At 71.3% G+C, this 22,708-nt stretch carries 19 protein-coding genes and 1 tRNA gene; 5 read left to right on the forward strand and 15 right to left on the reverse strand.

Annotated elements, in window-relative coordinates; genetic code table 11:
- Positions 1-41 precede the first annotated feature (41 nt).
- On the forward strand, positions 42-488 hold the full coding sequence (locus tag CFK41_RS09270; RefSeq protein ID WP_096799399.1) for a pyrimidine dimer DNA glycosylase/endonuclease V: 447 nt from the start codon (positions 42-44) through the stop codon (positions 486-488).
- 7 nt (positions 489-495) lie between these two features.
- On the opposite strand, the gene CFK41_RS09275 is transcribed toward CFK41_RS09270, so the two are convergent.
- From CFK41_RS09275 to coaE, 5 genes are all read right to left on the reverse strand, one after another.
- A complete protein-coding gene (locus tag CFK41_RS09275; RefSeq protein WP_096799400.1) occupies positions 496-1,050 on the reverse strand; it encodes an AAA family ATPase in 555 nt (184 codons plus the stop codon).
- A 46-nt stretch (positions 1,051-1,096) separates the two neighbouring features.
- Complete coding sequence (locus CFK41_RS09280) at positions 1,097-1,573, reverse strand: NUDIX domain-containing protein (protein ID WP_227873021.1); 477 nt, start codon at positions 1,571-1,573, stop codon at positions 1,097-1,099.
- A 31-nt stretch (positions 1,574-1,604) separates the two neighbouring features.
- Positions 1,605-2,840 (reverse strand): VOC family protein, encoded by a 1,236-nt coding sequence (locus tag CFK41_RS09285; protein WP_096799401.1) that lies wholly within the window; start codon positions 2,838-2,840, stop codon positions 1,605-1,607.
- A 91-nt stretch (positions 2,841-2,931) separates the two neighbouring features.
- Positions 2,932-5,037, reverse strand: coding sequence for an excinuclease ABC subunit UvrB (gene uvrB, locus CFK41_RS09290; protein WP_096799402.1), 2,106 nt, complete (start codon positions 5,035-5,037; stop codon positions 2,932-2,934).
- Between the two features lie 51 nt (positions 5,038-5,088).
- The gene (coaE, locus tag CFK41_RS09295) at positions 5,089-5,733 is read right to left on the reverse strand and encodes a dephospho-CoA kinase (protein WP_096799403.1); all 645 of its coding nucleotides are present in this window, start codon (positions 5,731-5,733) and stop codon (positions 5,089-5,091) included.
- A 74-nt stretch (positions 5,734-5,807) separates the two neighbouring features.
- Between coaE and CFK41_RS09300 the strand changes: the two genes are divergently transcribed.
- Positions 5,808-6,698 (forward strand): trimeric intracellular cation channel family protein, encoded by an 891-nt coding sequence (locus tag CFK41_RS09300; RefSeq protein ID WP_151904721.1) that lies wholly within the window; start codon positions 5,808-5,810, stop codon positions 6,696-6,698.
- Positions 6,699-6,720: 22 nt separating this feature from the next.
- On the opposite strand, the gene aroD is transcribed toward CFK41_RS09300, so the two are convergent.
- The 5 genes from aroD to CFK41_RS17745 all read right to left on the reverse strand — a co-directional run bounded on the left by aroD (position 6,721) and on the right by CFK41_RS17745 (position 12,326).
- On the reverse strand, positions 6,721-7,623 hold the full coding sequence (gene aroD, locus CFK41_RS09305) for a type I 3-dehydroquinate dehydratase (RefSeq protein ID WP_227873022.1): 903 nt from the start codon (positions 7,621-7,623) through the stop codon (positions 6,721-6,723).
- 7 nt (positions 7,624-7,630) lie between these two features.
- Complete coding sequence (gene aroB, locus CFK41_RS09310) at positions 7,631-8,713, reverse strand: 3-dehydroquinate synthase (protein WP_096799405.1); 1,083 nt, start codon at positions 8,711-8,713, stop codon at positions 7,631-7,633.
- Positions 8,710-9,252: a shikimate kinase gene (locus CFK41_RS09315; protein WP_096799406.1), complete on the reverse strand. Its 543-nt coding sequence runs from the start codon at positions 9,250-9,252 to the stop codon at positions 8,710-8,712. The genes aroB and CFK41_RS09315 overlap by 4 nt, the downstream gene beginning before the upstream one ends.
- Positions 9,249-10,505: a chorismate synthase gene (gene aroC, locus CFK41_RS09320; protein WP_096799407.1), complete on the reverse strand. Its 1,257-nt coding sequence runs from the start codon at positions 10,503-10,505 to the stop codon at positions 9,249-9,251. Before aroC ends, CFK41_RS09315 begins: the two co-directional genes overlap by 4 nt.
- A gap of 69 nt (positions 10,506-10,574) precedes the next feature.
- Positions 10,575-12,326, reverse strand: a complete 1,752-nt coding sequence (locus CFK41_RS17745; protein ID WP_151904722.1) for a type 2 periplasmic-binding domain-containing protein — start codon at positions 12,324-12,326, stop codon at positions 10,575-10,577.
- A gap of 410 nt (positions 12,327-12,736) precedes the next feature.
- Here CFK41_RS17745 and CFK41_RS09330 point away from each other — a divergent pair, with 410 nt between their 5' ends.
- Complete coding sequence (locus CFK41_RS09330; protein WP_096799408.1) at positions 12,737-14,059, forward strand: alpha-L-fucosidase; 1,323 nt, start codon at positions 12,737-12,739, stop codon at positions 14,057-14,059.
- A gap of 11 nt (positions 14,060-14,070) precedes the next feature.
- Here CFK41_RS09330 and CFK41_RS09335 read toward each other — a convergent pair whose 3' ends face one another.
- From CFK41_RS09335 to polA, 3 genes are all read right to left on the reverse strand, one after another.
- Positions 14,071-14,901, reverse strand: a complete 831-nt coding sequence (locus CFK41_RS09335) for an HAD-IIA family hydrolase (RefSeq protein WP_096799409.1) — start codon at positions 14,899-14,901, stop codon at positions 14,071-14,073.
- 127 nt (positions 14,902-15,028) lie between these two features.
- A complete protein-coding gene (rpsA, locus tag CFK41_RS09340; RefSeq protein ID WP_096799410.1) occupies positions 15,029-16,525 on the reverse strand; it encodes a 30S ribosomal protein S1 in 1,497 nt (498 codons plus the stop codon).
- 222 nt (positions 16,526-16,747) lie between these two features.
- The gene (polA, locus tag CFK41_RS09345) at positions 16,748-19,465 is read right to left on the reverse strand and encodes a DNA polymerase I (RefSeq protein ID WP_096799411.1); all 2,718 of its coding nucleotides are present in this window, start codon (positions 19,463-19,465) and stop codon (positions 16,748-16,750) included.
- A gap of 63 nt (positions 19,466-19,528) precedes the next feature.
- On the opposite strand from polA, the gene CFK41_RS09350 reads away from it, so the two are divergent.
- Entirely contained in the window at positions 19,529-20,020 is a 492-nt protein-coding gene (locus tag CFK41_RS09350; RefSeq protein ID WP_096799412.1) for a hotdog fold thioesterase, read from the forward strand.
- Between the two features lie 42 nt (positions 20,021-20,062).
- On the opposite strand, the gene CFK41_RS09355 is transcribed toward CFK41_RS09350, so the two are convergent.
- Both CFK41_RS09355 and CFK41_RS09360 read right to left on the reverse strand, forming a co-directional pair.
- On the reverse strand, positions 20,063-21,427 hold the full coding sequence (locus CFK41_RS09355) for an ABC transporter substrate-binding protein (RefSeq protein WP_096799413.1): 1,365 nt from the start codon (positions 21,425-21,427) through the stop codon (positions 20,063-20,065).
- Positions 21,428-21,497: 70 nt separating this feature from the next.
- The gene (locus CFK41_RS09360) at positions 21,498-22,145 is read right to left on the reverse strand and encodes an ANTAR domain-containing response regulator (RefSeq protein ID WP_096799414.1); all 648 of its coding nucleotides are present in this window, start codon (positions 22,143-22,145) and stop codon (positions 21,498-21,500) included.
- Between the two features lie 110 nt (positions 22,146-22,255).
- On the opposite strand from CFK41_RS09360, the gene CFK41_RS09365 reads away from it, so the two are divergent.
- Positions 22,256-22,338 (forward strand) — tRNA-Leu (locus CFK41_RS09365).
- Positions 22,339-22,708 lie beyond the last annotated feature (370 nt).

Below are 22,708 nucleotides of genomic sequence, written 5' to 3' on the forward strand. Positions count from 1 at the left end.
GGAGAGCGCCGAGGACTGCTCCGCGGTGCGACCATGGGCGGATGCGCCTGTGGTCACTGCATCCCCGCCACCTCGATCGCCAGGGCCTCACCGGCTGCTGGCGGGAGTCCCTGCTGGCTCAGGCCGTGCTCGCCGGGCGCACGCAGGGCTACCGGGCACATCCCCAGCTCGAGCGCTTCCGCGCGCAGGACGCTCCGCTGGCAGCCGTCGGCGCCTACCTCGAAGCCCTCGCCGAGGAGGCCACGGCGCGCGGTTACCGTTTCGATCGCACTCGGATCGACGAGGCGCCGGGCCACGGGCCGAGACCGGCCCTGATCCCCGTCCCTGACGGCCAGCTCGCGCTGGAATGGGAGCACCTGCTCGCGAAGCTCGAGCAGCGTGATCCGGAGCGCTGGCAGCGTGAGCGCCTCCTCGCAGCGCCCGAGCCCCATCCCCTGTTCACCGTGGTGCCCGGGCCCGTCGCCTCGTGGGAGCGCGCGACCCGCTGAGCCCGCCTCAGATCTCGGTCGCGGCCGTCTGCTGGGCGCCCGCGCCGAGCGCGGCCAGGTCGCCGAGCACCTGAGCGACCATCTCGTCGGCGGAGAGCTCCTCCCCCAGCACCTGTTCCCCGGGGGCCCCGAGCACGTCGTGCACCCGGTACCAGGAGCTGACCTCCTCCGCCGGGACCTCGTCGGCGATGGACTTGCCCGCATGGCGCCTCAGGGTCTCCGGGAGGCTCACGTCGAGGTAGTAGACGAGGGCGGGGCCGGGTGCCTCGCGCAGGAGCCGGTCGAACATGGCGTGGTAGCGCTCGGAGCCGAAGATCCCCTCGAGGATCGTGATCCGCCCGATCCCGAGGCAGTGCCGCACCATCGACTCGAGCAGGCCCACGGTGTCACCCTGGCCGGTGTCGTGCTCCCAGAGCAGCTCGCGCCGCACGTGGTCCTGGCCGATGACGGCGACGCGTCCTCGGGGCAGGGCGCGCTGGACGCAGCGGGCGACGGTGGACTTCCCGGAGGCGGAGTTGCCGCGCAGCACGAGGAAGGGTGCGGGGTCTCGCTGGGGCTCCATGGGGTCATCCTGCCAGGGGATGCACGCAGGTTCCGGGAGGCCCGGCTCAGTCGGTCCGGTGCGCGAGGGCCAGGCGGAGCCATCGCGAGACGGGGTCCCCCTCGGGCAGGTCGCTCAGGTCGTCCCGGACCCACCGCGCCTCACGCAGCTCGATCGAGGTCCTCATCTCGGCGGTCGCCGAGGTGCCGGTGAGCAGGGTGAGCTCATCGCGCTTGCCCTCGCTCCGTGTCTCGACCGTGGTGAGGAGGTCCAGGTCCCCGGAGATGGGCAGGGCGAGCTCCTCGTGGACCTCGCGCCGGGCCGCGGCGGCGGCGCCCTCGCGGTGCGGGTGGTACCTGCCGCCGGGCAGGGCCCACCGCTGCTGGTCCACGTAGGAGTGGCGCACGGCGAGGACCAGATGCGGCTGCTCGGGATGACGCAGGAGCACCTTCACCCCGTAGGTGCGCGGCCGGCGCACCCGCCACCAGAGCCTGCGGGCCCGGTGCCCGGCCGTGAGCAGGGCACCGATCGGTGATCGCGTCACCGCGGGTCACCGGCTCTGCAGCTCGTGTCCGTCATCCGAGGGCGGCCTCGTCCGAGGAGACGGGAGCGAGACGGCGAAGCTCGAGCTGGTTCCCCTCCGGGTCCTCGAGGATCCGGACGCCCGGTTCCGCCTCGCGGACCGCTGCCCCCTGGAGGCCCGGCGCCTCGAGGATCTTGTCGAGGACCGTCGGCGGGGCGTCGAGGAGCAGATGGAACGGGTCCCCGGCCAGCGGGGCGAGCGGCTCGTCGACGTCCTGGAAGCCGAGGACGGGTCCGAGGCGGAGCGGATCCACGAGGTCCAGCACCCCGTCCCGGGAGTCCTCCTCGTAGCCGAGCGCCGCAGCCCAGAACCCGCGGATCCGCTCGGCGGAATCGGCGGAGAGGAACGCCTGGACGACGCCGAGCCCGGTGCCGTCCTCGGTCAGCCCGGCGGAATGTGCTTGAGCCTGCACGGCAGCGGCCAGGTCGGCGAAGCCCGGATGGGTCTCCCACAAGTCCTTGCCGGAGTCGGCCACCACCAGGGCCCTTCGGCGGTCGATCGCGAGCGGGCAGGACGCACCATCCGCGAGCTCCGCGATCGACTCGGCGAAGGCTGCGGCCGCCGGGACGGAGGGTGCATGCCACGCCGCCTGGGCGGAGAACCCTCCGTGCCAGGCGGAGACCGCGGGGTCCTCGGCGCTCGGTCCCCACGGGAGGAGGTCCGCGATGGTGCCCTCCGGATCGGCGGCGCGGACGCCGTACGGACCGCCGGGGAAGGCACCTCCGAGAGCCGGAGCGCCGTCGGCCTCCGGTCCGTCGGGACGGGTGGAGTCCAGGTGCAGACGCCCTCGCGGGGCGGGCGCGCCGCTGACCGTCCGCAGGATCAGGGCAGGACGCCGCCCCAGCGGGTCCACCAGGGCATCCTGCTCGCGCCGGTACCCGAGGACGGCCTGCCAGAAGGACGCGGCCGCCCCCGGGACGGCGGTCTCCAGGACGACGGACAGCAGGCGGACGGACTGCGGGGATGACGGGGCTCCGGCCTCCCGCGCCAGAGCATCGATCGCCTCGGTGCGCTGCAGCGGCTCGGCGCCACCGAGCACTCGGACCCGCACCGTGCACTCACGGACGTCGACGTGCGCGTCGGGGTCCAGCTCCGCGATCCGGCTCCCCAGGCGGGCGCCCTGGAGATGGTCGGTCGTGGCGAAGGCCGCGACGAGATCTCCTCGGTGCCGGAACCAGGCGCCGGGCCCGGAGGATGCCGTGCCGTCGGCCGGTGCGATGGGGGTCATGGACCTCTCCTCGTCGAGCGGTGGGACGGTCGGACGGCCGCACCTCGCCGGTTCCTCGACCCTATCCCCGTCCCGCCCGACACGCACGGGGTCAGCTCGAGCGCTGCACCGCCTTCAGCTCCTTCTTCAGCTCCTGCACCTCGTCGCGGATCCGGGCGGCGACCTCGAAGTTCAGCGACTCGGCCGCCTGGTGCATCTGGGCGGTCATCTCGTCGATCATGCCGGTGAGCGCGCCCACCGGATCCTCGCCGAGATCCACCTTGCGGCCCTGGACGGAGTCGACCGCATTGGCCCGCGCCCGGTCCCTGGCCACCCGCTCCTTGCCCGAGCGGTACTCGGTGGCCATCAGGGTGTCGGTGTCGATGTCCTCGCGGGCCAGCATGTCCGTGACATCCGCGATGCGCTTGCGCAGCGGGGTCGGGTCGATGCCGTTCTCGGTGTTGTAGGCGATCTGCTTCTCGCGGCGACGGTTGGTCTCGTCGATCGCGGACTGCATCGAGTCGGTGATCCGGTCGGCGTACATGTGCACCTGGCCGGAGACGTTGCGCGCCGCACGGCCGATGGTCTGGATCAGCGAGGTGCGCGAGCGCAGGAAGCCCTCCTTGTCCGCATCGAGGATCGCCACCAGCGACACCTCGGGGAGGTCCAGTCCCTCGCGCAGGAGGTTGATGCCCACCAGCACGTCGAACTCCCCCATCCGCAGCGAGCGCAGCAGCTCGATGCGGCGCAGGGTGTCGACGTCCGAGTGCAGGTACTGCACCCGCACGCCGTTCTCGAGCAGGAAGTCCGTGAGGTCCTCCGCCATGCGCTTCGTGAGCGTGGTGACCAGGACCCGCTCGTCGCGCTGGACGCGCTTCTCGATCTCCTCGCGCAGATCGTCGATCTGCCCCTTGATGGGCTTGACCACGACCTCCGGATCCACGAGGCCGGTGGGGCGGATGATCTGCTCGACGTGGCCGTCGGACCGGCCCAGCTCGTACTCCGCCGGGGTGGCCGAGAGGTAGACCGTCTGGCCCGTGCGCTCGGTGAACTCCGAGAAGGTCAGGGGTCGGTTGTCGAGCGCGGAGGGAAGGCGGAACCCGAAGTCCACCAGGGTGCGCTTGCGGGAGCGGTCCCCCTCGTACATCGCGCCGATCTGCGGGACGGTCACATGGGACTCGTCGATGACCAGCAGGAAGTCCTCGGGGAAGTAGTCCATGAGGGTGTTCGGCGCGGTGCCGGGAGCGCGCCCGTCGAGATGGCGGGAGTAGTTCTCCACGCCGTTGGTGGAGCCCATCTGGCGCAGCATCTCGAGGTCGTGGGTGGTGCGCATGCGCAGTCGCTGCGCCTCGAGCAGCTTGTTCTGGGACTCGAGCTCCTCGAGCCGCTCGGCGAGCTCGACCTCGATGGTGCCGATCGCCCGGGTGAGCCGCTCGGGACCGGCGACGTAGTGCGAGGCGGGGAAGATGTGGATGTGCTCCTCCTGACGGATCACCTCCCCCGTCAGCGGGTGCAGGGTGTAGAGCGCGTCGATCTCGTCGCCGAAGAACTCGATGCGGATCGCGAGCTCCTCGTACATCGGGATGATCTCGACGGTGTCGCCGCGCACCCGGAAGGTGCCGCGCTCGAAGGAGACGTCGTTGCGGTCGTACTGCATGTCCACGAAGCGGGTCAGCAGCTCGTCCCGGTCCAGGTCCTGGCCGACGCTGAGCTGGACCATCCGGTCCACGTACTCCTGCGGGGTGCCCAGGCCGTAGATGCAGGAGACCGAGGAGACGACCACCACGTCGCGCCGGGTGAGCAGCGAGTTGGTGGCGCTGTGCCGCAGCCGCTCCACCTCGGCGTTGATCGAGGAGTCCTTCTCGATGTAGGTGTCCGACTGCGGGACGTACGCCTCGGGCTGGTAGTAGTCGTAATAGGAGACGAAGTACTCCACCGCGTTGTGCGGCAGCAGGTCCCGGAACTCGCTCGCGAGCTGGGCCGCGAGGGTCTTGTTGTGCGCCATGATCAGCGTGGGACGCTGCACCTGCTCGATGAGCCAGGCCGTGGTGGCGGACTTGCCGGTGCCCGTGGCGCCCAGCAGCACCACGTCCTGCTCGCCGTCGTTGATCCGCCGGGTGAGATCGGCGATCGCGGACGGCTGATCGCCCGAGGGCTTGTACTCGGAGACGACCTCGAAGGGATGCTCGGCGCGGACCAGATCGGTGACAGGACGCATGCGACGAGCCTACGGCCCGGGGCCGACGGACGAAACGGTCGCCGCCCTCCGTCAGCGCAGGGCGGAATCCTCCAGCGCCCCCAGCGCCCCCAGCGCCGCCGCGAGGGCGTGGAGCGATCGGCGCTCGAGGGCGTCGCGGCCAGCGGTGTTCAGGATCAGTCGGTCGGCGCGGCGGATCCGCTCGAGATCGGTCACCTGCGCGGCCATGATCGACTCGACGTAGCCACGGTCCCTGCCACGGTCGCGCACCACCCGCTCGATGCGGTCCTCGCGTCGGGCGAGCACGACGACGACCGCCGCGTACTCCGCCTCCCGACCCTTCTCGAGCAGCAGGGGGCTGTCGTGGACCACGAGGGGCTCCCCCGCCGATGCCGCGGCGACCTCCTCCTCCGCGACCGCCGTGTCGACGCGGGTCAGGACGATCCTCTCGAGGTCCCCCCGGGCGGCGGGGTCGGCGAAGACGAGCCGGGCCATGGCCGCCCGGTCGATGGTCCCGCCCGACCCGCGGAACTCCTCGCCGAAGCGGGCGACGGCCGCCTCGACGCCGTCGCCGGGCACGTCCAGCACCCGCCGCGAATGGGCGTCCAGATCGATCACCCGGTGCCCGGCACGGCGCCAGATCTCGGCCACGGTGGACTTGCCGGAGCCGATCCCGCCGGTGAGGCCCAGGCGCAGCGGTGAGGTGGAGGGAGGCATGGCCCGATCGTACGGGCGTCATGGCCGTCACGTGACGGTTCCCGCAGGTGGTGCTGTGGCCGTACGGTTCTGGGGTGGACCCACTCGAGCTGCTGATCACCAACGACGTGCTGCGCGTCATGGATCTGCTGGGCGTGTTCGTGATGGGCGTCGCCGCCGGGGCGCTCGCCTCGCGGCTGAACTTCGACGCGGTCGGTTTCGCGGTCATCGGCATCACCGCCGCCCTCGGCGGCGGCATCGTGCGCGACCTCGTGCTCGACTACGGCGTCCCCGCCGCGTTCGCCGGTCCCTGGTACCTGACCTGCGCCCTGGCCGGGGCCGGGTTCTCCTACGTCGTCGCCGCGGAGGGCGCCTGGTGGCGTCACGTGGTCTCCGTCCTGGACATCACCGCGATGAGCCTGTGGGCCGCGACCGGCACCGCGAAGTCCCTCGCCTACGGTCTGGACGTCCTCCCCGCGATCCTGCTGGGCATCACCAGCGCGGTCGGAGGCGGCGTGATCCGCGACGTGCTCGTCGGCCGGATCCCCGCCATCTTCGGAGGCAGCCCGCTCTACGCGACCGGTGCCCTGCTCACCGCGGTGCTCACCTGGGTGGTGGTGGCCCTGGGCCTGCCCTCTCCCCTGGTGCTGATCGCGGTCGCCGTCGGATCGCTCCTCGCGGGCATCGCGGCATGGCGCCGTTGGACGCTGCCCGGCCACAACGAGTGGCAGGTGACGATGTCCGCCGCGCAGCTGAAGCGTCTGGTGCGCCGCACCCGCAAGGACGAGCGCGAGCGGGTGGCGCGCGCGACCGGCACGATCCCGGTGGTCGATGCGAGCGCCGACGAGCTCGCCGCCGATGCCGCCGCCGACGACGTCGACGCGGCCGGCTACGAGGGGCGCATCTTCCCCGGGCCCCCTGCTGAGGAGCTCCCCGGCACCGTCGAGCACGAGCGGCGGGACGAGAGCGGCCCGCGACAGGCCTGAGCCGGGCCGGGCGAGCGCCGGATCAGGGCCGCAGCAGCTCCAGCATTCCCGCAACGTCCTCCGCGCGGAGCTGACCGGGGGCGGAGCCCTCCCCGACCGACGCGAAGGTCGCGGCGCTGCCGAAGGTCTCGGCGGCGACCCGGCTGCTCGCCCCCAGGGGCCCCATGCTGATCGCGATGTGCGGCCCCGAGAGATCCTCCGCCGCGGTGAGGCTCGCCGAGAGCAGGGTGAGCACGTCGCGCGGGCTGCGCGGGGTCACCGCGATCTTGGGGACGTCCGCGCCGAGCAGCCGCTGGGAGCGCAGGATCTCGACCAGCTCCGACTCGGGCGGCGTCGTATCCATGTCGTGGAAGGAGCCCACCACCACGGTGCCGTGACGATGCGCGGCGGCGATCACGCGAGCGACCACCCGCTCGTCGCGGGAGGTCTCGATGTCGATCAGGTCGACGGCGGACTGGGTGCCGGCGCGGCGCCCCGTGATCAGAGCCTCCAGCAGGCTCCCCAGGTCGCGGTCGGCGATCGGACGGGCGCCGCCCTCGGCCGCAGTGCGGAAGGTGGCCAGCAGCGCCCGGTCCGGTCCCAGCTGCCCACGCAGTGCCGGGAGGGCCGCGAGCACCGCCTCCCGGTGCTCGCCGACGTCCTCGAGATCCGGCCGGAACCGGTCCAGTCGCCACTCCAGGATCCTGGCCCGGGTGCCGCCGGCCGCCTCGGCCTGGGCGAGGAGGTCCTCCTCGTCAGCGCCCACCAGCGGGACGATCACCTCAGGGCGGGCCCGTCCCAGCTCGATGCCGCGCACGGTCGCCGTGCGCCGGCGCACGTCCGTCTCCGGCACCGTCTCGTCGGGGACGCTCGCATCAGGGACGCTCGCGTCAGGGGCGGTCGTGTCAGGGGAGGTCGTGTCGTGGACGGGATGCTCGTCGGTCATGGCTGGCTCACTCCTCGGTGATCGCGGCGTAGGCGGACAGCAGCAGGGCAGGATCGGGACCCTCGATCCGGGTCACCTTCCCGACCCGGTCCAGGACCACGAAGCGCAGCAGCCCGGCACGGGTCTTCTTGTCCCGCTTCATGGCGTCCTCGAGCTTCGGCCACTGGCGGTCGCGGTAGGTGGTGGGCAGCCCCAGCGAGGTGAGGACTGCACGGTGGCGGTCCACGTCGGCCTCCGAGAGCTTGCCGGCGAGGTGCGAGAGCTCGGCGGCGAACATCATGCCGACGCTCACGGCCGCGCCGTGGCGCCACTGGAAGCGCTCGTTGCGCTCGATGGCGTGGGCGAGGGTGTGCCCGTAGTTGAGGATCTCGCGCCGTCCCTGCTCGGTGAGGTCCTCGGAGACGACCTCGGCCTTGACGCGGATCTTCCGCTCGACGACCTCGCGGAACGCCTCGCTGGTCACGTCGAGCACTGCGGAGGGGTCCTCCTCGATGATCTCGAGGATGCGCTCATCGGCGATGAAGCCGCCCTTGACGACCTCGGCGAGGCCGGCCGCGACGTCGTTCTTCCCGAGACCCCCGAGCACGTCGAGATCGGCGACCACGGCGATCGGCGGATGGAAGGCACCGACGAGGTTCTTGCCCTCGGAGGTGTTGATGCCGGTCTTCCCGCCGACGGCGGCGTCGACCATGGCGGCGACCGTGGTGGGCACCTGCAGGACGTCGATGCCGCGCAGCCAGGACGCGGCGACGAAGCCGGCCAGATCGGTCGCGGCGCCGCCGCCGAGGCCGATCACCAGGTCGTTCCGTCCGATCTCCGCCTGTCCGCACACTCCCCAGAGGAAGCCCGCGACCTGGGCGGTCTTCGCCTCCTCGCCGTCCGGGATCTCGGCGACGAAGGCCTGCCGGCCGGCGTCGGAGAGTGCGGCGCGCACCGTCTCCGCCACCTCGCGCAGGCTGGGCTGGTGCACGATGACGACCCGGCGCACGCGCTCGGGCACGAGGGCCGGCAGGTCGCCGAGCAGCCCGCGGCCCACGTGCACCTCGTAGCCGCCGGTCGGGGTGGTCACGGGGATGACCGTGGTGCTCATGGGGTCTCCTTCTGAAGCGGGGTGGTGAGTTCGCCCTGCAGGGCGGTGACGATCGCGCGGGCGACCCGCGACGGGGAGCCGTGGCCGGAGTCGATCCGCAGTGCTGCGAGCTCGCGGTAGACGGGACCGCGCTCGACGGTGAGCTCGCGCCAGCGGGCCATCGGATCCTGGCCCTGCAGCATGGGGCGGCCTGTGCCGTGCGAGATCCGCCGCGCCGCGACTCTCTCGTCGACGTCCAGGAAGATCACCGGCGCACCGCGCAGCCGCTCGCGGGAGGCGGGATGCAGCGGGGCCCCGCCGCCCAGGGACAGCACACCGGGATGCTCCGCGAGGGCGCGGGCGAGGGCCTCGGCCTCGATCTCGCGGAAGCGGGCCTCGCCCTCGGCGGCGAAGATGGCCGGGATGCTGCGCCCCTCGGCCTCGACGATCAGCGCGTCGAGATCCGCGAAGGGCACCTCGAGCCGGGAGGCGAGGGCGCGCCCCACGCTGGTCTTGCCCGCCGCCATCGGGCCGATGAGGATCGCGAGCGGACCCGTCACGGGGCGGTGTCCGGACGGCGGTCGGTCAGCGCCGACTGCAGATCCCTGGTCCCCTCCAGGTGGGCACGGATCTCGGCCACGGAGTCGCCTCCGGTCTTCTCCAGCAGCGCATCGGCCAGGGTGAGAGCCACCACGGCCTCGGCGATGACGGCGGCCGGGGCGACGGCGCAGGTGTCGGAGCGCTGGTGGTTGGCGGTGGTCTGCTCGCCGGTGGAGACGTCGACGGTGCGCAGCGCGCGCGGGACCGTGGAGATCGGCTTCAGGGCGCCGCGCACGCGGATGACCTGTCCGTTGGTCATGCCGCCCTCGACGCCGCCGGCGCGGTTGGTCACGCGCGGGTAGGTTCCCGAGCCGTCGGCCCCGGCTCCCTGGGCGGCGAGGATCTCGTCATGCGCCGCGGAGCCGCGGCGGGCGGCCGTCGCGAAGCCGTCGCCGATCTCCACGCCCTTCATGGCCTGGATGGACATGATCGCCTGGGCGAGCCGGCCGTCGAGCCGACGGTCCCACTGGATGTGGGAGCCGAGGCCCACGGGGGACCCGTAGGCGAGCACCTCGACCACTCCGCCGAGGGTGTCGCCGTCGGACTTGGCGGCGTCGACCTCGGCGACCATCGCGGCGGAGGTCGCCGGGTGGAAGCAGCGCAGCGGATCGGCGTCGAGCGCCGCGGAGTCCTCCGGCGTGGGCAGCGCGGCGTCCTCGGGCACGCGCACCGTGCCGACCTGCAGGGTGTGGGAGACGAGGCGGATGCCGGCGGCCTGCTCGAGCAGCGCCGCGGCCACCTGGCCGGCCACCACACGGGCGGCCGTCTCCCGGGCGCTCGCACGCTCGAGGATCGGCCGGGCCTCGTCGAAGCCGTACTTCAGCATCCCCGAGAGGTCCGCGTGACCGGGACGGGGGCGCGACAGCGGGCGGTTGCGGGCGATCTCGCGCTCGTCGCCGGTGCCGGCGTCGACCAGCAGGTCCTCGCGCGGCACGGGGTCCGCGCTCATGACCTTCTCCCATTTGGGCCACTCCGAGTTCGCGACCTCGATCGCGAGCGGCGAGCCGAGGGTGCGGCCGTGGCGGAGGCCGCCGTGGACGGTCAGCACGTCCTGCTCGAACTTCTGCCGGCTGCCGCGGCCGTGGCCCAGGCGTCGACGCGCGAGCGCCGCCTTCAGATCGTCACTGGTCAGCTCGATGCCGGCCGGGACGCCGTCGAGCAGGGAGATGAGGGAGGGGCCGTGGGATTCCCCGGCCGTGAGCCAGCGCAACATGCCGTCGATTCTCTCATGCGGGGCCTGGGCGGGATCGCGGCGTCCACCGCTCCCCCGCCCGCCTCACGCTCACCCGTTCTGGGCGTCGTACGCGGCCTGCTTGAGCTGGACAAAGGTCTCCACGCCGATCGCCTTCGCCCCGGCGAGGTACTCCTCCCAGTCGGCGTCGTCGCTCGCGTCCTTGGCGCCGGTGCCGAACGCCGCCATGGCCTGGGTGAAGTGGTTCTCGAGATTGGTCTCGAGCTCACCCAGCTGCGCCGACTGCTCCATGTCGTACACGAGCGGCGGGACGCCGGTCTCCTTCGTCGTGGCGAAGGGCTCGTAGAGCTTCCCCGCCGCGTAGAGGATCGGCTCGACCGACGGGTTGGAGTCCTGGAGCGCCTCGGCGTGGCGCTGATCCATCGACTGGTAGAGCGGGCCCCACTCCCGCCAGGTCTGGTTCTTCAGCTCCTCCGGTGCGGGCAGGACCTGGTAGATCGCCTGCCGTCCGTCGATCCCCTTCTGCTCCGAGGTGGCCCAGTCCCAGCCCACCCCCTTCTCGCCGCGCTTCATCGAGGTGGTCAGCTGGAGCTCGAACTGGTAGTCGGCCCAGCGGATGAGCTGCTCGGGATCGGGGCAGTCCGGGGTGATGACGAAGTTCGGGTAGCCGTAGGAGAAGTGGTCCCACTGCGCGGTGCGCACGCCGCCGGGTCCCTCCATCGGCGCCAACGGCACCATGATGCGGGCGACGTTGTCCGGGTCCGTGAAGTCGTTGTCGGCGGCGAAGTGGAAGGTCGAGTACCCGTAGGCGATCCCGAACTTCGGGCCGCCGGTCGCGTCCCCGAGCTTCTGGTACTGCTCCGGCGTGCTGGAGAACATGCCCGTGTCGAAGGTCCCGTTCGCGAACTGCTCCTGGAGCCAGATGATGCCCTCGCGGAAGGCGGGTTCCTCATGGCTCCACTCGATGGTGTCCCCCGAGCGCCGCACCCACAGCTCGGGCATCTCCAGGAACGAGCCCAGGAAGAACTGGACCAGGAAGGGCATCGTCTCGGCGGAGGCGGTGACCAGGACGGAGCCCTCGGGCCTGTCGGCGTAGGCGCGGAACTCCTCCATCAGCACGGTGAAGTCCTCGAGGGTCTCGGGCGCCTCGGCCCCGACCCCTTCCAGCCAGCGCGAGTTGATCCAGGTGCGCACGTTCGCGCTCTTGCAGTGGAAGCAGTCGTTCATCGACGGCAGCCCGTACATCCTCCCGTCCGGCGAGGTGTACTGCGCGCGCATGTCCGGGAAGGCCTCGAACATGTCCAGGACGTGCGGTGCGTACTCGTCGATCAGCTTGTCCAGCGGCAGGAACATCCCCTGGGAGCCGTAGATGCTGACCTCGGAGGGGGAGAAGATGTCCTGTCCCACCATCATCGCGTGCGGGAGGTCGCCGCCGGCCATGATGGCGTTGACCTTCGTCTTGCCGTCCTCTCCGGCCGGGACGGTGACGTAGGAGAGGTTCACGCCCGTCGTCTCGGCGAGGTGGGTGGAGTAGTAGTTGGTCGCCATGTCCATCTCGGGATCGACCTGGCTGAGCATCGTGAACTCGGTCGATCCGTCGCCGAAGGGGGTGAGGTCCCGGGCGCGGGGGCCGACGTACCCCTCCGGGTAGGGCACCCCGTCGATCTCAGGGGCGATCTCGACCTTCAGCGCCGCGCTGCCGGGGATGTAGTCATTCCCCGCAGCCTGCTCCTCCGAGTCCGAGCCACCGCAGGCGGTGAGCGCGAGGGGACCGCCGAGAGCCGCCGCCCCCAGCATCGCGGAACGCCCCAGGAACGAACGGCGACGCACGCCGTCGGGCACGCGGGGCAGCGGATCGCCCGCATCGCACGAGGGACAGTCGGGGCCGGTGGAACGATCCGAGGCGGACGGTGCGGAAGGCGGGCGATGCATGGGAGACCTCTTCGTCTGTGATGTCCGATGTGTCGGACCGATCGCGGGTGGTTCCGGACTATTGCATAGACCCGATCACTGGGGCAAGCATTCGGAGAAAGTGACTGGCGGCGAAGCGCGGAAGCGTCGAGATCACCGACCTTCACGACGGGTACGCCTCCGAGCTGCGGCAGGTGGAAGCGGTCAAGTCGAGTCGGCGACCCTCTACCTGTTGCCTGGTGGTCGTTGCTCCCGTACTGTCCTGAAACATCCGAGGACTACGGGGTCGCGGCAACGACTCTCCAGCCCTTCCGTCCCCTCGCGCCAAAGGAGCCCTCCCGATGAGCACCCCCGACCCCCTCACAGATCCCGCTCCTGCGGGCAGCACCGATCCTCACGCCTGGTTCGATCATGCGCGCTTCGGACTCTTCGTCCACTTCGGGGCCTACGCGATCCCGGCCCGGCACGAATGGGTCATGTCCCGCGAGAAGATCGCCCCGGAGGAGTACGAGAAGTACGTCGAGCTCTTCGACCCGGATCGCTTCGACGCCCGCCTCATCGCCCGCACCGCCCGCGAGGCCGGCATGCGCTACGCCGTGCTGACCACGAAGCACCACGAGGGCTTCTGCCTGTGGGACAGCGCCCTGACCGACTACTCCGCCGCAACCTCCTGCGGCCGCGATCTCGTGGCCGAGTTCGTCGACGCGCTGCGCGAAGAGGGCCTGCGGGTCGGTTTCTACCACTCGCTCATCGACTGGCACCACCCCGACTTCACCATCGACTCCCTCCATCCCCTGCGCGATGCTCCCGACCGCGAGGAGCGCAACGCGGGCCGGGACATGGCCCGCTACCGGACCTACCTCCATGGCCAGGTGCGCGAGCTGCTGACCGGCTACGGGACGATCGACTACCTGTTCTTCGACTTCACCTACCCCGGCGAGGACGGCAAGGGCCCGGAGGACTGGGACAGCGAGGGCCTGCTCGCGATGGTCCGCGAGCTCCAGCCCGGGATCCTCGTGAACGACCGGCTCGGCCTGCCCGGGGATCTGCGGACCCCGGAGCAGCATCAGCCCGTCGCCCCCATGGTCGACGAGGACGGGAACGAGGTGCGCTGGGAGTCCTGCCAGACCACCAACGGATCCTGGGGCTACCACCGGGACAACCACGACACCAAGAGCGCGGACCTGCTCCTGCGCATGGTGGTGGACTCCGTCGGCAAGAACGGGAACCTGCTGCTGAACATCGGTCCCGACGGGCGCGGCGGACTGCGCCGCACGGACACCGCCCTGCTCGCGGAGATCGGCGAGTGGATGGACCTGCACGGCGACTCCGTGCACGGCGCCGGCCCCGCCCGCGGGATGACGGCGCCGCAGGGCACGATCCTCACGCGGCGCGGCGACCGCGTGTACGTGCATCTGACGGCATGGCCGATGCAGAGCCTGCACCTCACCGATCTGCCGCGTCCCGTGCGCTTCGCACGGCTGCTGCACGACGGCTCGGAGATCCGCCACCACCGGGTGGAGAGGGCGGAGGCGGACCTGCACGCGCACATGAGCGTCAACGGCCTCGCGCCCGGAACGGTGACCTTCACCCTGCCGATCCGTCGGCCGGAGGCCCTCCTGCCGGTGCTGGAGATCCTCCTCGAGCCGGCACCGGCGGGCTGACCCGCCCGGGATCAGTCCTCGTCGAGCTCCACGGACTCGGTCGGCGTGAGCATCTCGACCAGCGGGACCACGTCCGCGATGCCGTCGAGCACGGCGGTGGGCCGGTACGGGTACTGCGTGATCTCCTCCTCGCGGGTGGAGCCGGTCAGCACCAGCACCGAGCGCATGCCCGCCTCGAGGCCGGACTTCACGTCGGTGTCCATGCGGTCCCCGATCATGATCGAGGTCTCCGAGTGCGCACCGATCCGGTTCAGGGCCGTGCGCATCATGAGCGGGTTGGGCTTGCCGACGTAGTACGGCCGGATCCCGGTGGCGGCCGTGATCATCGCGGCCACGGCGCCGGTGGCCGGCAGCGGCCCCTCCGCGCTGGGCCCGGTGACGTCCGGGTTCGTGGCGATGAACTTCGCGCCCCGGCTGATCAGGCGGATCGCGCGGGTGATCGCCTCGAAGGAGTAGGTGCGGGTCTCCCCCAGCACCACGAACTCGACATCGGAGTCGGCGAGGATGAACCCCTCGTCGTGCATGGCGCTGGTCAGGCCGGCCTCGCCGATCACGTAGGCCGCCGCCCCGGGCTGCTGCTCCGCGAGGAACCGCGCCGTGGCCAGGGCGCTGGTCCAGATGGAGGCCTCGGGGATGTCGATGCCGCTGCGGGACAGCCGCGCCCGCAGATCACGCGGGGTGAAGATCGAGTTGTTCGTCAGCACCAGGAACGGGCGACCGAACCTCTGGAGCGCGGCGATGAAGTCCGCGGCCCCGGGCAGGGCGGCCTCCTCGTGGACGAGCACGCCGTCCATGTCGGTCAGCCAGGAATGGATCGGATGGTCATCGAGCGTGGCGGTCATGGCACCAGTGTGCCGTCTCCGGCGCGCAGATGCCTCCTCGTCCGGCCTGTCACTGTCCAGGATGCCGGAACGGCCCGGCCCCCGCGCGATGCGGGGGCCGGGCCGTTCCGAGGGAACGATCCGAGGATCAGTTGCCGGTGAGCTTGGCACGCAGTGCGGCCAGCGCCTCGTCGGAGGCGAGGGTGCCCTCGTCCGAGGAGCTCGACTGGTAGGAGGTCTGAGCAGACGCACCCGAGTCGGAGCTGGAGGACGAGGTCGAGGACGACGCGGCCGGAGCCGGAGCGTTCGCGGACTCCTCGTCGGCCTTGATGGCCTCGGCGACCTGGGTCTTGTGAGCGGTCCAGCGCTCGTAGGCGGCCGCGTACTGGCCCTCCCACTCCTCGCGCTGGGAGTCGTAGCCCTCGAGCCACTCGTTGGTCTCCGGGTCGAAGCCCTCGGGGTACTTGTACTCGCCGTTGGCGTCGTACTCCGCAGCCATGCCGTAGAGCGCGGGATCGAAGGTGGTGTCGTCACCCTCGGGGTCGACGCCCTCGTTGGCCTGCTTGAGCGACAGCGAGATCCGGCGACGCTCGAGGTCGATGTCGATGACCTTGACGAAGACGTCCTGGTCGACGGTGACGACCTGCTCGGGCAGATCCACGTGGCGCTGGGCCAGCTCGGAGATGTGCACGAGGCCCTCGATGCCGTCCTCGACGCGCACGAACGCACCGAAGGGAACCAGCTTGGTGACCTTGCCCGGCACGACCTCGCCGATGGCGTGGGTGCGGGCGAAGAGCTGCCACGGGTCCTCCTGGGTCGCCTTCAGCGACAGGGAGACGCGCTCGCGGTCCATGTCGACGTCCAGGACCTCGACCTTGACCTTCTGACCCACCTCGACGACCTCGGAGGGGTGGTCGATGTGCTTCCAGGACAGCTCGGAGACGTGCACCAGGCCGTCGACACCGCCGAGATCGACGAACGCGCCGAAGTTGACGATGGAGGACACGGCGCCCTCGCGGATCTGGCCCTTCTGCAGGGTCTGCAGGAAGTCCGAGCGGACCGCGGACTGGGTCTCCTCGAGGTAGGCGCGACGCGACAGGACCACGTTGTTGCGGTTCTTGTCGAGCTCGATGATCTTCGCCTCGATCTCCTGGCCGACGTAGGGCTGGAGGTCGCGGACGCGGCGCATCTCGACGAGGGAGGCGGGGAGGAAGCCGCGCAGGCCGATGTCGACGATGAGGCCGCCCTTGACGACCTCGATGACGCGGCCGGTGACGACGCCCTCGTCTTCCTTGATCTGCTCGATGGTGCCCCAGGCGCGCTCGTACTGAGCACGCTTCTTGGACAGGATCAGACGGCCTTCCTTGTCCTCCTTCTGGAGGACCAGGGCCTCGATCTCATCGCCGACCTCGACGACCTCACCGGGGTCGACGTCGTGCTTGATGGACAGCTCGCGCGAGGGGATGACGCCCTCGGTCTTGTAGCCGATGTCCAGGAGGACCTCGTCGTGATCGACCTTCACCACAGTGCCCTCGACGATGTCGCCATCGTTGAAGTACTTGATGGTGGCATCGATGGCGGCCATGAGCTCGTCGGCGTCACCGATGTCGTTGATGGCGATCTGGGGGGTCGTGGTGTCGGTCATGTAGGTAAGGACTCCGTCGGGACAGGAATTGAGTAGGGTCGGTGGACGTGCAGGCCCTCCGAGGAGGACCGGTCCGAGCCCGCGCGGCGCACGTCGTGAGGACACGATGGCGACAGCTCGCGCACAGACCTCCGAAAGCCTAACAGCCCGGCCGCAGAAGTGCGAGGTCCCGGCGGCGGGCCGGCGCAGCGGCCGATGTGACTTCCGTCCTGGTCCGGACGCTCAGTGCGCGGCCTCGCGCCAGGTGCGACCGACACCCATGCCGACCTCGAGCGGGACCGAGAGCTCGTAGGCCGAGTCCATGCCCTCCTCGACGATCGTGCGCACCCGGTCGAGCTCGCCCGGGGCGACCTCGACGACGAGCTCGTCATGGACCTGGAGCAGCATCCGCGAGTCCAGCTCCGCCTCGCGCATCCGGCGCTCGACCGCCAGCATCGCGAGCTTGATGATGTCCGCCGCGCTGCCCTGGATGGGCGAGTTCAGCGCTACCCGCTCCGCGTTCTCTCGGCGCTGGCGGTTGTCGGACGTGAGGTCCGGGAGATAGCGGCGGCGGCCCAGCAGAGTCTCGGTGTAGCCGGTGCTGCGGGCAGTCTCGACGCTGTGGTGGAGGTAGTCGCGCACCCCGCCGAAGCGCTCGAAGTAGCCGTCGCGCAGCGCGGTCGCCTCGGCGCGGGAGATCCGCAGCTGGCGGGAGAGGCCGAAGGCGGAGAGGCCGTAGGCCAGGCCGTAGCTGACCGCCTTGGTCTTGGAGCGCATCGCGGGGTCCACTGCGTCGGGGCTGACCCCGAAGACGCGGGAGGCGACGAAGTTGTGCAGGTCCTCGCCCGAGCGGAAGGCCTCGATGAGCCCGGCGTCCTCCGACAGATGCGCCATGATGCGCATCTCGATCTGCGAGTAGTCCGCGGTCAGGAGCGACTCGAAGCCCTCGCCGGCGACGAACACGTCCCGGATCCGCTGACCCTCGGAGGTGCGCACGGGGATGTTCTGCAGGTTCGGCTCGGTGGAGGCCAGACGGCCGGTGGCCGCGGCGGTCTGCTGGAAGGTGGTGTGCACGCGGGAGCCCGCGTCCACGACCTTGTCCAGGCCCACGAGGTAGCCGGTCAGCTTGCTCACCTCGCGGAAGCGCAGCAGCCAGGACAGGAAGCGGTGGCCCGCGGAGTCGGGATCGAGCGACTCCAGCAGGTCGGTGAGGGACTCGGCGTCCGTCGAGTGCCCGGAGGAGATCTTCCGCGTGGTGGGCAGCCCGAGGGTCTCGAAGAGCACCACTTGGAGCTGCTTGGGCGAGGCGAGGTTGACCTCCTCCCCCACGATCTGGCCGGCCTCGCGCTTGGCCTGCGCGACGAAGCCCTCGAACTCGTCGCGCAGGGTGGCCAGAGCGCCCTGGTCGATCGCGATGCCGCGGGAGTGCATCGTCTCGAGCACCTCCTGGAGGGGCTGCTCGAGGTCGCCGAGGATGCTGCGGGCCCACGGCTCCTTCTCCGTGCGGGCGCTGAGCTCCTCGGCGGCGGGGTGCAGCGCCGCAGCGGCGGCCGCGAGGCGGGCGCCGGCACGGGCCACGTGCTCGGCGCGCACTTCGGGGCTCTCCTTGGCGAGGCTCGACTCGGCGGGCTTGCGGGGGCGCGGCTCGAAGCTCGCGCCGCCCAGCTCGCTCGCGAGGGCCTCGGCGTCGTAGCTGCGCGCACCGGGACGCAGCACGAAGGACTCCAGCGAGAGGTCGCGAGTGCTCTCCCCCAGCCGGTATCCGTTCAGCTCCATCCACGAGCGCACCGCCGGTGCGTCCGCAACGCGGATCTCGTCGGCCGCCTCGAGCGCGGCGGCCAGGACCTCCGTGGCCCCGGAGTCCAGCCGCCCCAGCTGGACTGCTCCGGCGGCGGTCGTCGTGGCCAGGCCGATCAGCGCCCCGCCACGCACGTCCTCGACGGCGTCGAGGGCGAGCACGGAGGCGTCACCGGCGAGCAGCTCGCGCAGCGACGCGGCGTCCTGGACCTGGAGCACCTCGGCCTCCTGGGCCGCCTCCTCGGCGGCGACCTCGTCCCCCGCCTCGCCGAGCAGCGCGGCCGGCAGATCACGGCGGATGGTGTCGCCGAAGGCGAGGTCGTCGAACACCTCGAGCACGCGGGTGCGGTCGCCCCGGCCCAGCAGGTAATGGTCGGGATCCGTGGGGAGGTCCAGGGTCGTGAACGCGGCGTTCATCAGCCGGTTGCGCTCCACGGCCTCGACGTTGTCGCGCAGCGACTGCCCGGCCTTGCCCTTGATCTCCTCGGCATGGGCGAGGACGCCCGGCAGATCGCCGTACTGGACGATCCACTTCGCGGCGGTCTTCGGGCCGACGCCGGGAACGCCCGGGAGGTTGTCCGCCGCCTCGCCCACGAGCGCGGCGAGGTCCGGGTAGCGCTCCGGCGGGATGCCGTACTTCTCCTCGACCGCGGCGGGGGTCATGCGACGCATCTCGGTGACGCCCTTGACCGGCTGGAGCAGGGTGACGTGCTCGCCGACCAGCTGGATCGAGTCGCGATCGCTCGTGACGATGAGCGCCTCGTCCCCGGACTCCGCGGCCCGGGTGGCGAGGGTCGCGATGATGTCGTCGGCCTCGTAGTCCTCATAGGTCAGCCACGGCACCCCGAGGGCGTCGAGCATCTGCATGATCAGGCCGATCTGACCGTGGAAGGCCGGCGGGGTCTCGTCGCGGCCGCCCTTGTACTGGTCGTAGATGCGGTCGCGGAAGGTGCCGCCGGGCAGGTCGAAGGCGACCGCCATGTGGGTGGGCCGCTCCGAGGCGACCACGTTGATGATCATGCGTGCGAAGCCGTACACCGCGTTGGTGGCCTGCCCGCGGCCGTCGGTGAACCCCTCCGGCGGCAGGGCGAAGAAGGCGCGGAACGCCATCGCGTGCCCGTCGATGAGAAGGATGCGCTGCTCGTCGGTGTCACTCGCACTCATGGGGAGCAGTCTCCCACGTCGTCACGACGCTCGCCGCCCACCCGGCTGTGGCACGCTTCAGACATGGACGACTCGCAGCGACCCGCGACCCCCTCGACCGACGTGCCCGCTCTCGGCGGCGCCTCCGCCCCGCCCGTCAGCGACGAGCTCCGCACGCACTTCGACCCGCTGCTGCGCGGGACGCTGCTGGAGCGGTGCGGCATCGAGGTGCTCACCCTGGACGCCGGCGGCGGCACGGCATCGATGCCGGTCCAGGGCAACACCCAGCCGGCCGGTCTGCTGCACGGCGGGGCCACGATCGCCCTGGCCGAGTCCATCGCCTCCTTCGCCGCGATCCTGCGGGCCCGCGAGGTCCATGGCGAGGGGGCCCAGGCGGTCGGGACCTCGGTCTCGACGCTGCACCATCGCTCGGCGCGCAGCGGGAGCGTCATCGCGACCTGCTCGCCGCTGCATCTCGGGCGCCAGGTGGCCAACTACCTCGTGGACGTCCACGATGAGCAGGGCCGGCTGCTAAGCACGGTCACGGTCGCAACGCAGCTGCTGCCCCCGCGCTGAGCCGTGCCCGCACGGTGAGCGCGGGCTGACGGCGCCACCACCTCACTCGGGCGCTTCGAAGCCCGAGGCGGAGACCTTCCCGAGCGCGTTGGCCTCGCTCCAGGAGTACTCGCGCAGATCGCCGAGCCGGGCGTCCGACTGCGGGCCGAGCTCGAGCGCACCCATCCGCCCGGCGTAGGCCACCGTCTCCCGCTGGTTCGCCTCGAGCGCCGTCGTCATCGCCCCGCGGCAGGCACCATAGTCCTCGCAGGCCGTGGCGCCGGTGAGGATCTTCGGGAGCGAGGCGGCGATGGCCGTGCCCGTCAGCGAGAGCGCGTCCTGCGCCGCCAGGCACGCCATCGTGAATGCGTCGTAGCCGTGCTGGGAGTAGGCGTATCCGGTGCGCAGGAAGTCGCTGCTGCGGTTGAGCATCATCGCCTCGTGGGCGGCCGTGATCTCCCCACCGGGCTGGTACCCGGTCGCCGTGGTCAGGCACTCGGCCAGCAGATCCTTGCCGAGGGACTGCTGCGAGTAGTCGAGCGTGGCCGCCGGGGCGAGCTGAGAGGGGATCTGGAGCTCCGCGCGTCCGTCCTCGTCGAGGGTCGCGCGGTGCAGCGCGGACAGGAAGCGCGCGGACTCCTGACCGCCGTTGAGCACCACGAGAGCCGGCCGCTCCTTCAGCACGGCCTTCACACGCGCCGGGATGTCGCCGATGTCGCCGACCGCGTAGAACTGCTCGGAGTTGATCCGTCCGCCCCGCGGGTTGAGGTACTGCTCGAGCTCGTGGTGCAGGCTGCGGCCCTGCGCGGTGTCCTCCGAGAGGAAGGCCACCGTGCCCGGCGTCCCGCCGCCCTCCGAGGTGGCGCCCAGGGCGGTCTCGGCGTAGCGGGCCGCGAGGATCTGGTCGTTCGGGGCGAGCCGCACGAGCAGGTTCGCGGTCTGCACGTCCGAGGAGCGCACGCTCATCCCGGAGGTGAAGACGTCGATCACCGCCAGGCCGCCCTCCACGATGGCAGGCATCGCCGCGACCAGGGACTCCTCGTCGATCGAGGTGATCAGGCAGGTCGCCCCCTCCTCGACCAGCGCCGCGATGACCGGGGCGAGGTCCTCGCCGGGCTCCTGCATGACGTGCCGCTCCAGGAGGACGACCTCCTGGTCGAACAGTCCCTCCCAGCGGGCGTTCACGTCGATCCGCGCCTCGTCGATCGAGACGGCGATCGCCTCCTCGAACGCGGCCATCCGCCCGTAGGCCGCCCCGATCTGCCCGATCACCAGTGGCTCGTCGGGGGCGTCGACGGGCTTCGCCGTCGGGGGCGGGGTCGTGTTCCTGGTGCGGCCGCCGCGCCCACGGGTGCAGGCGGAGAGGGCGCCGGCCCCGAGGATCCCTGCCCCGAGTCCGCGCACCAGGTCCCGTCGCGTGATCGCCATGGTCGTGCCGCTCCCCTCCGCGCCCGTGCGGGCACGCCCCTGCCGGGCCCACCCCGGGCCCGGGCTGCGATCAGTCCTTCGGGCCGCCCAGCTGGTCCACGACCGCGTCGGCGACCTCGCGCATCGTCAGGCGACGATCCATCGAGGTCTTCTGGATCCAGCGGAAGGCCTCGGGCTCGCTGAGCCCCATGTTGGTCTGCAGCAGGCCCTTGGCGCGGTCCACGCGCTTGCGGGTCTCGAAGCGCTCCCCCAGGTCCGCGATCTCGGACTCGAGCTGGGCGATCTGCTGGTGGCGCGAGATGGCGATCTCGACCGCCGGCAGCAGATCCGCCGGGGTGAAGGGCTTGACGACGTACGCCATCGCACCGGCGTCACGGGCCCGCTCGACGAGCTCGGCCTGCGAGAAGGCGGTCAGCATCACCACGGGGGCGAGGTTGTCCTCCCCGATCCGCTCGGCCGCGGTGACGCCGTCCATCTGCGGCATCTTCACGTCCATCACGACCACGTCGGGACGCAGCTCGCGGGCCTTGGCGACCGCGCTCTCGCCGTCGCCCACGGCGGCGATCACGTCGAAGCCGGCCTCGGTGAGGGTCTCGACGATGTCCATCCGGATGAGGCTCTCGTCCTCGGCGACCACGGCGGTGCGACGCGGGGCGTCCTCCGCCGGCAGTGCATCGTCCTGGGCGTCGTCGGGAAGGGAAGTGGTGTCGTCAGTCATGTCGCCCTGTGTCTCGAGTGGGGACCCGTCCGCGGGCGGTCAGCCGGCGCGGGGTCGGGTCCGGTGGTCATCAGCGGTATCCTAATCCAGCCCTTCTGCACGGGGGGCGAGCCGGGTTGGCGGAATGGTAGACGCGGCGCACTCAAAATGCGCTGTCCGCGAGGGCGTGCGGGTTCGAGTCCCGCACCCGGCACCCCCTGAAGCGGGCTATCACCAGCGATGATGGTCGTGGATCGAAACGGGACGGGTCGAGCTGGACCCGGCGCGAGCACATCCGTCCTCCGAGCACCCACGACCTGACTCCGCTGAGTCACCCCTGGTCACGGCACCGACGGGCGGTGGCCCCCGGGTGACCGGACCGCAGGGGACGCACCATGCCCACAAGGGTCGAAGCGGTCGTCGGCACGGTCCGGAACCGCGAGTCCGCGACGCCCGTCGACCTCCCACGTTGTGAGGCGTCCCATCAGGACCCGGCCCCGCCCACTCGCCCGATCACCGACGGGCCGGGGCAGCGCGAGAGATCGATCATGTCCGAGCTCGTACGGCGCACCGATCCGCAGCAG

It is taken from the genome of Brachybacterium ginsengisoli, assembly GCF_002407065.1.
Classification (GTDB): domain Bacteria; phylum Actinomycetota; class Actinomycetes; order Actinomycetales; family Dermabacteraceae; genus Brachybacterium; species Brachybacterium ginsengisoli.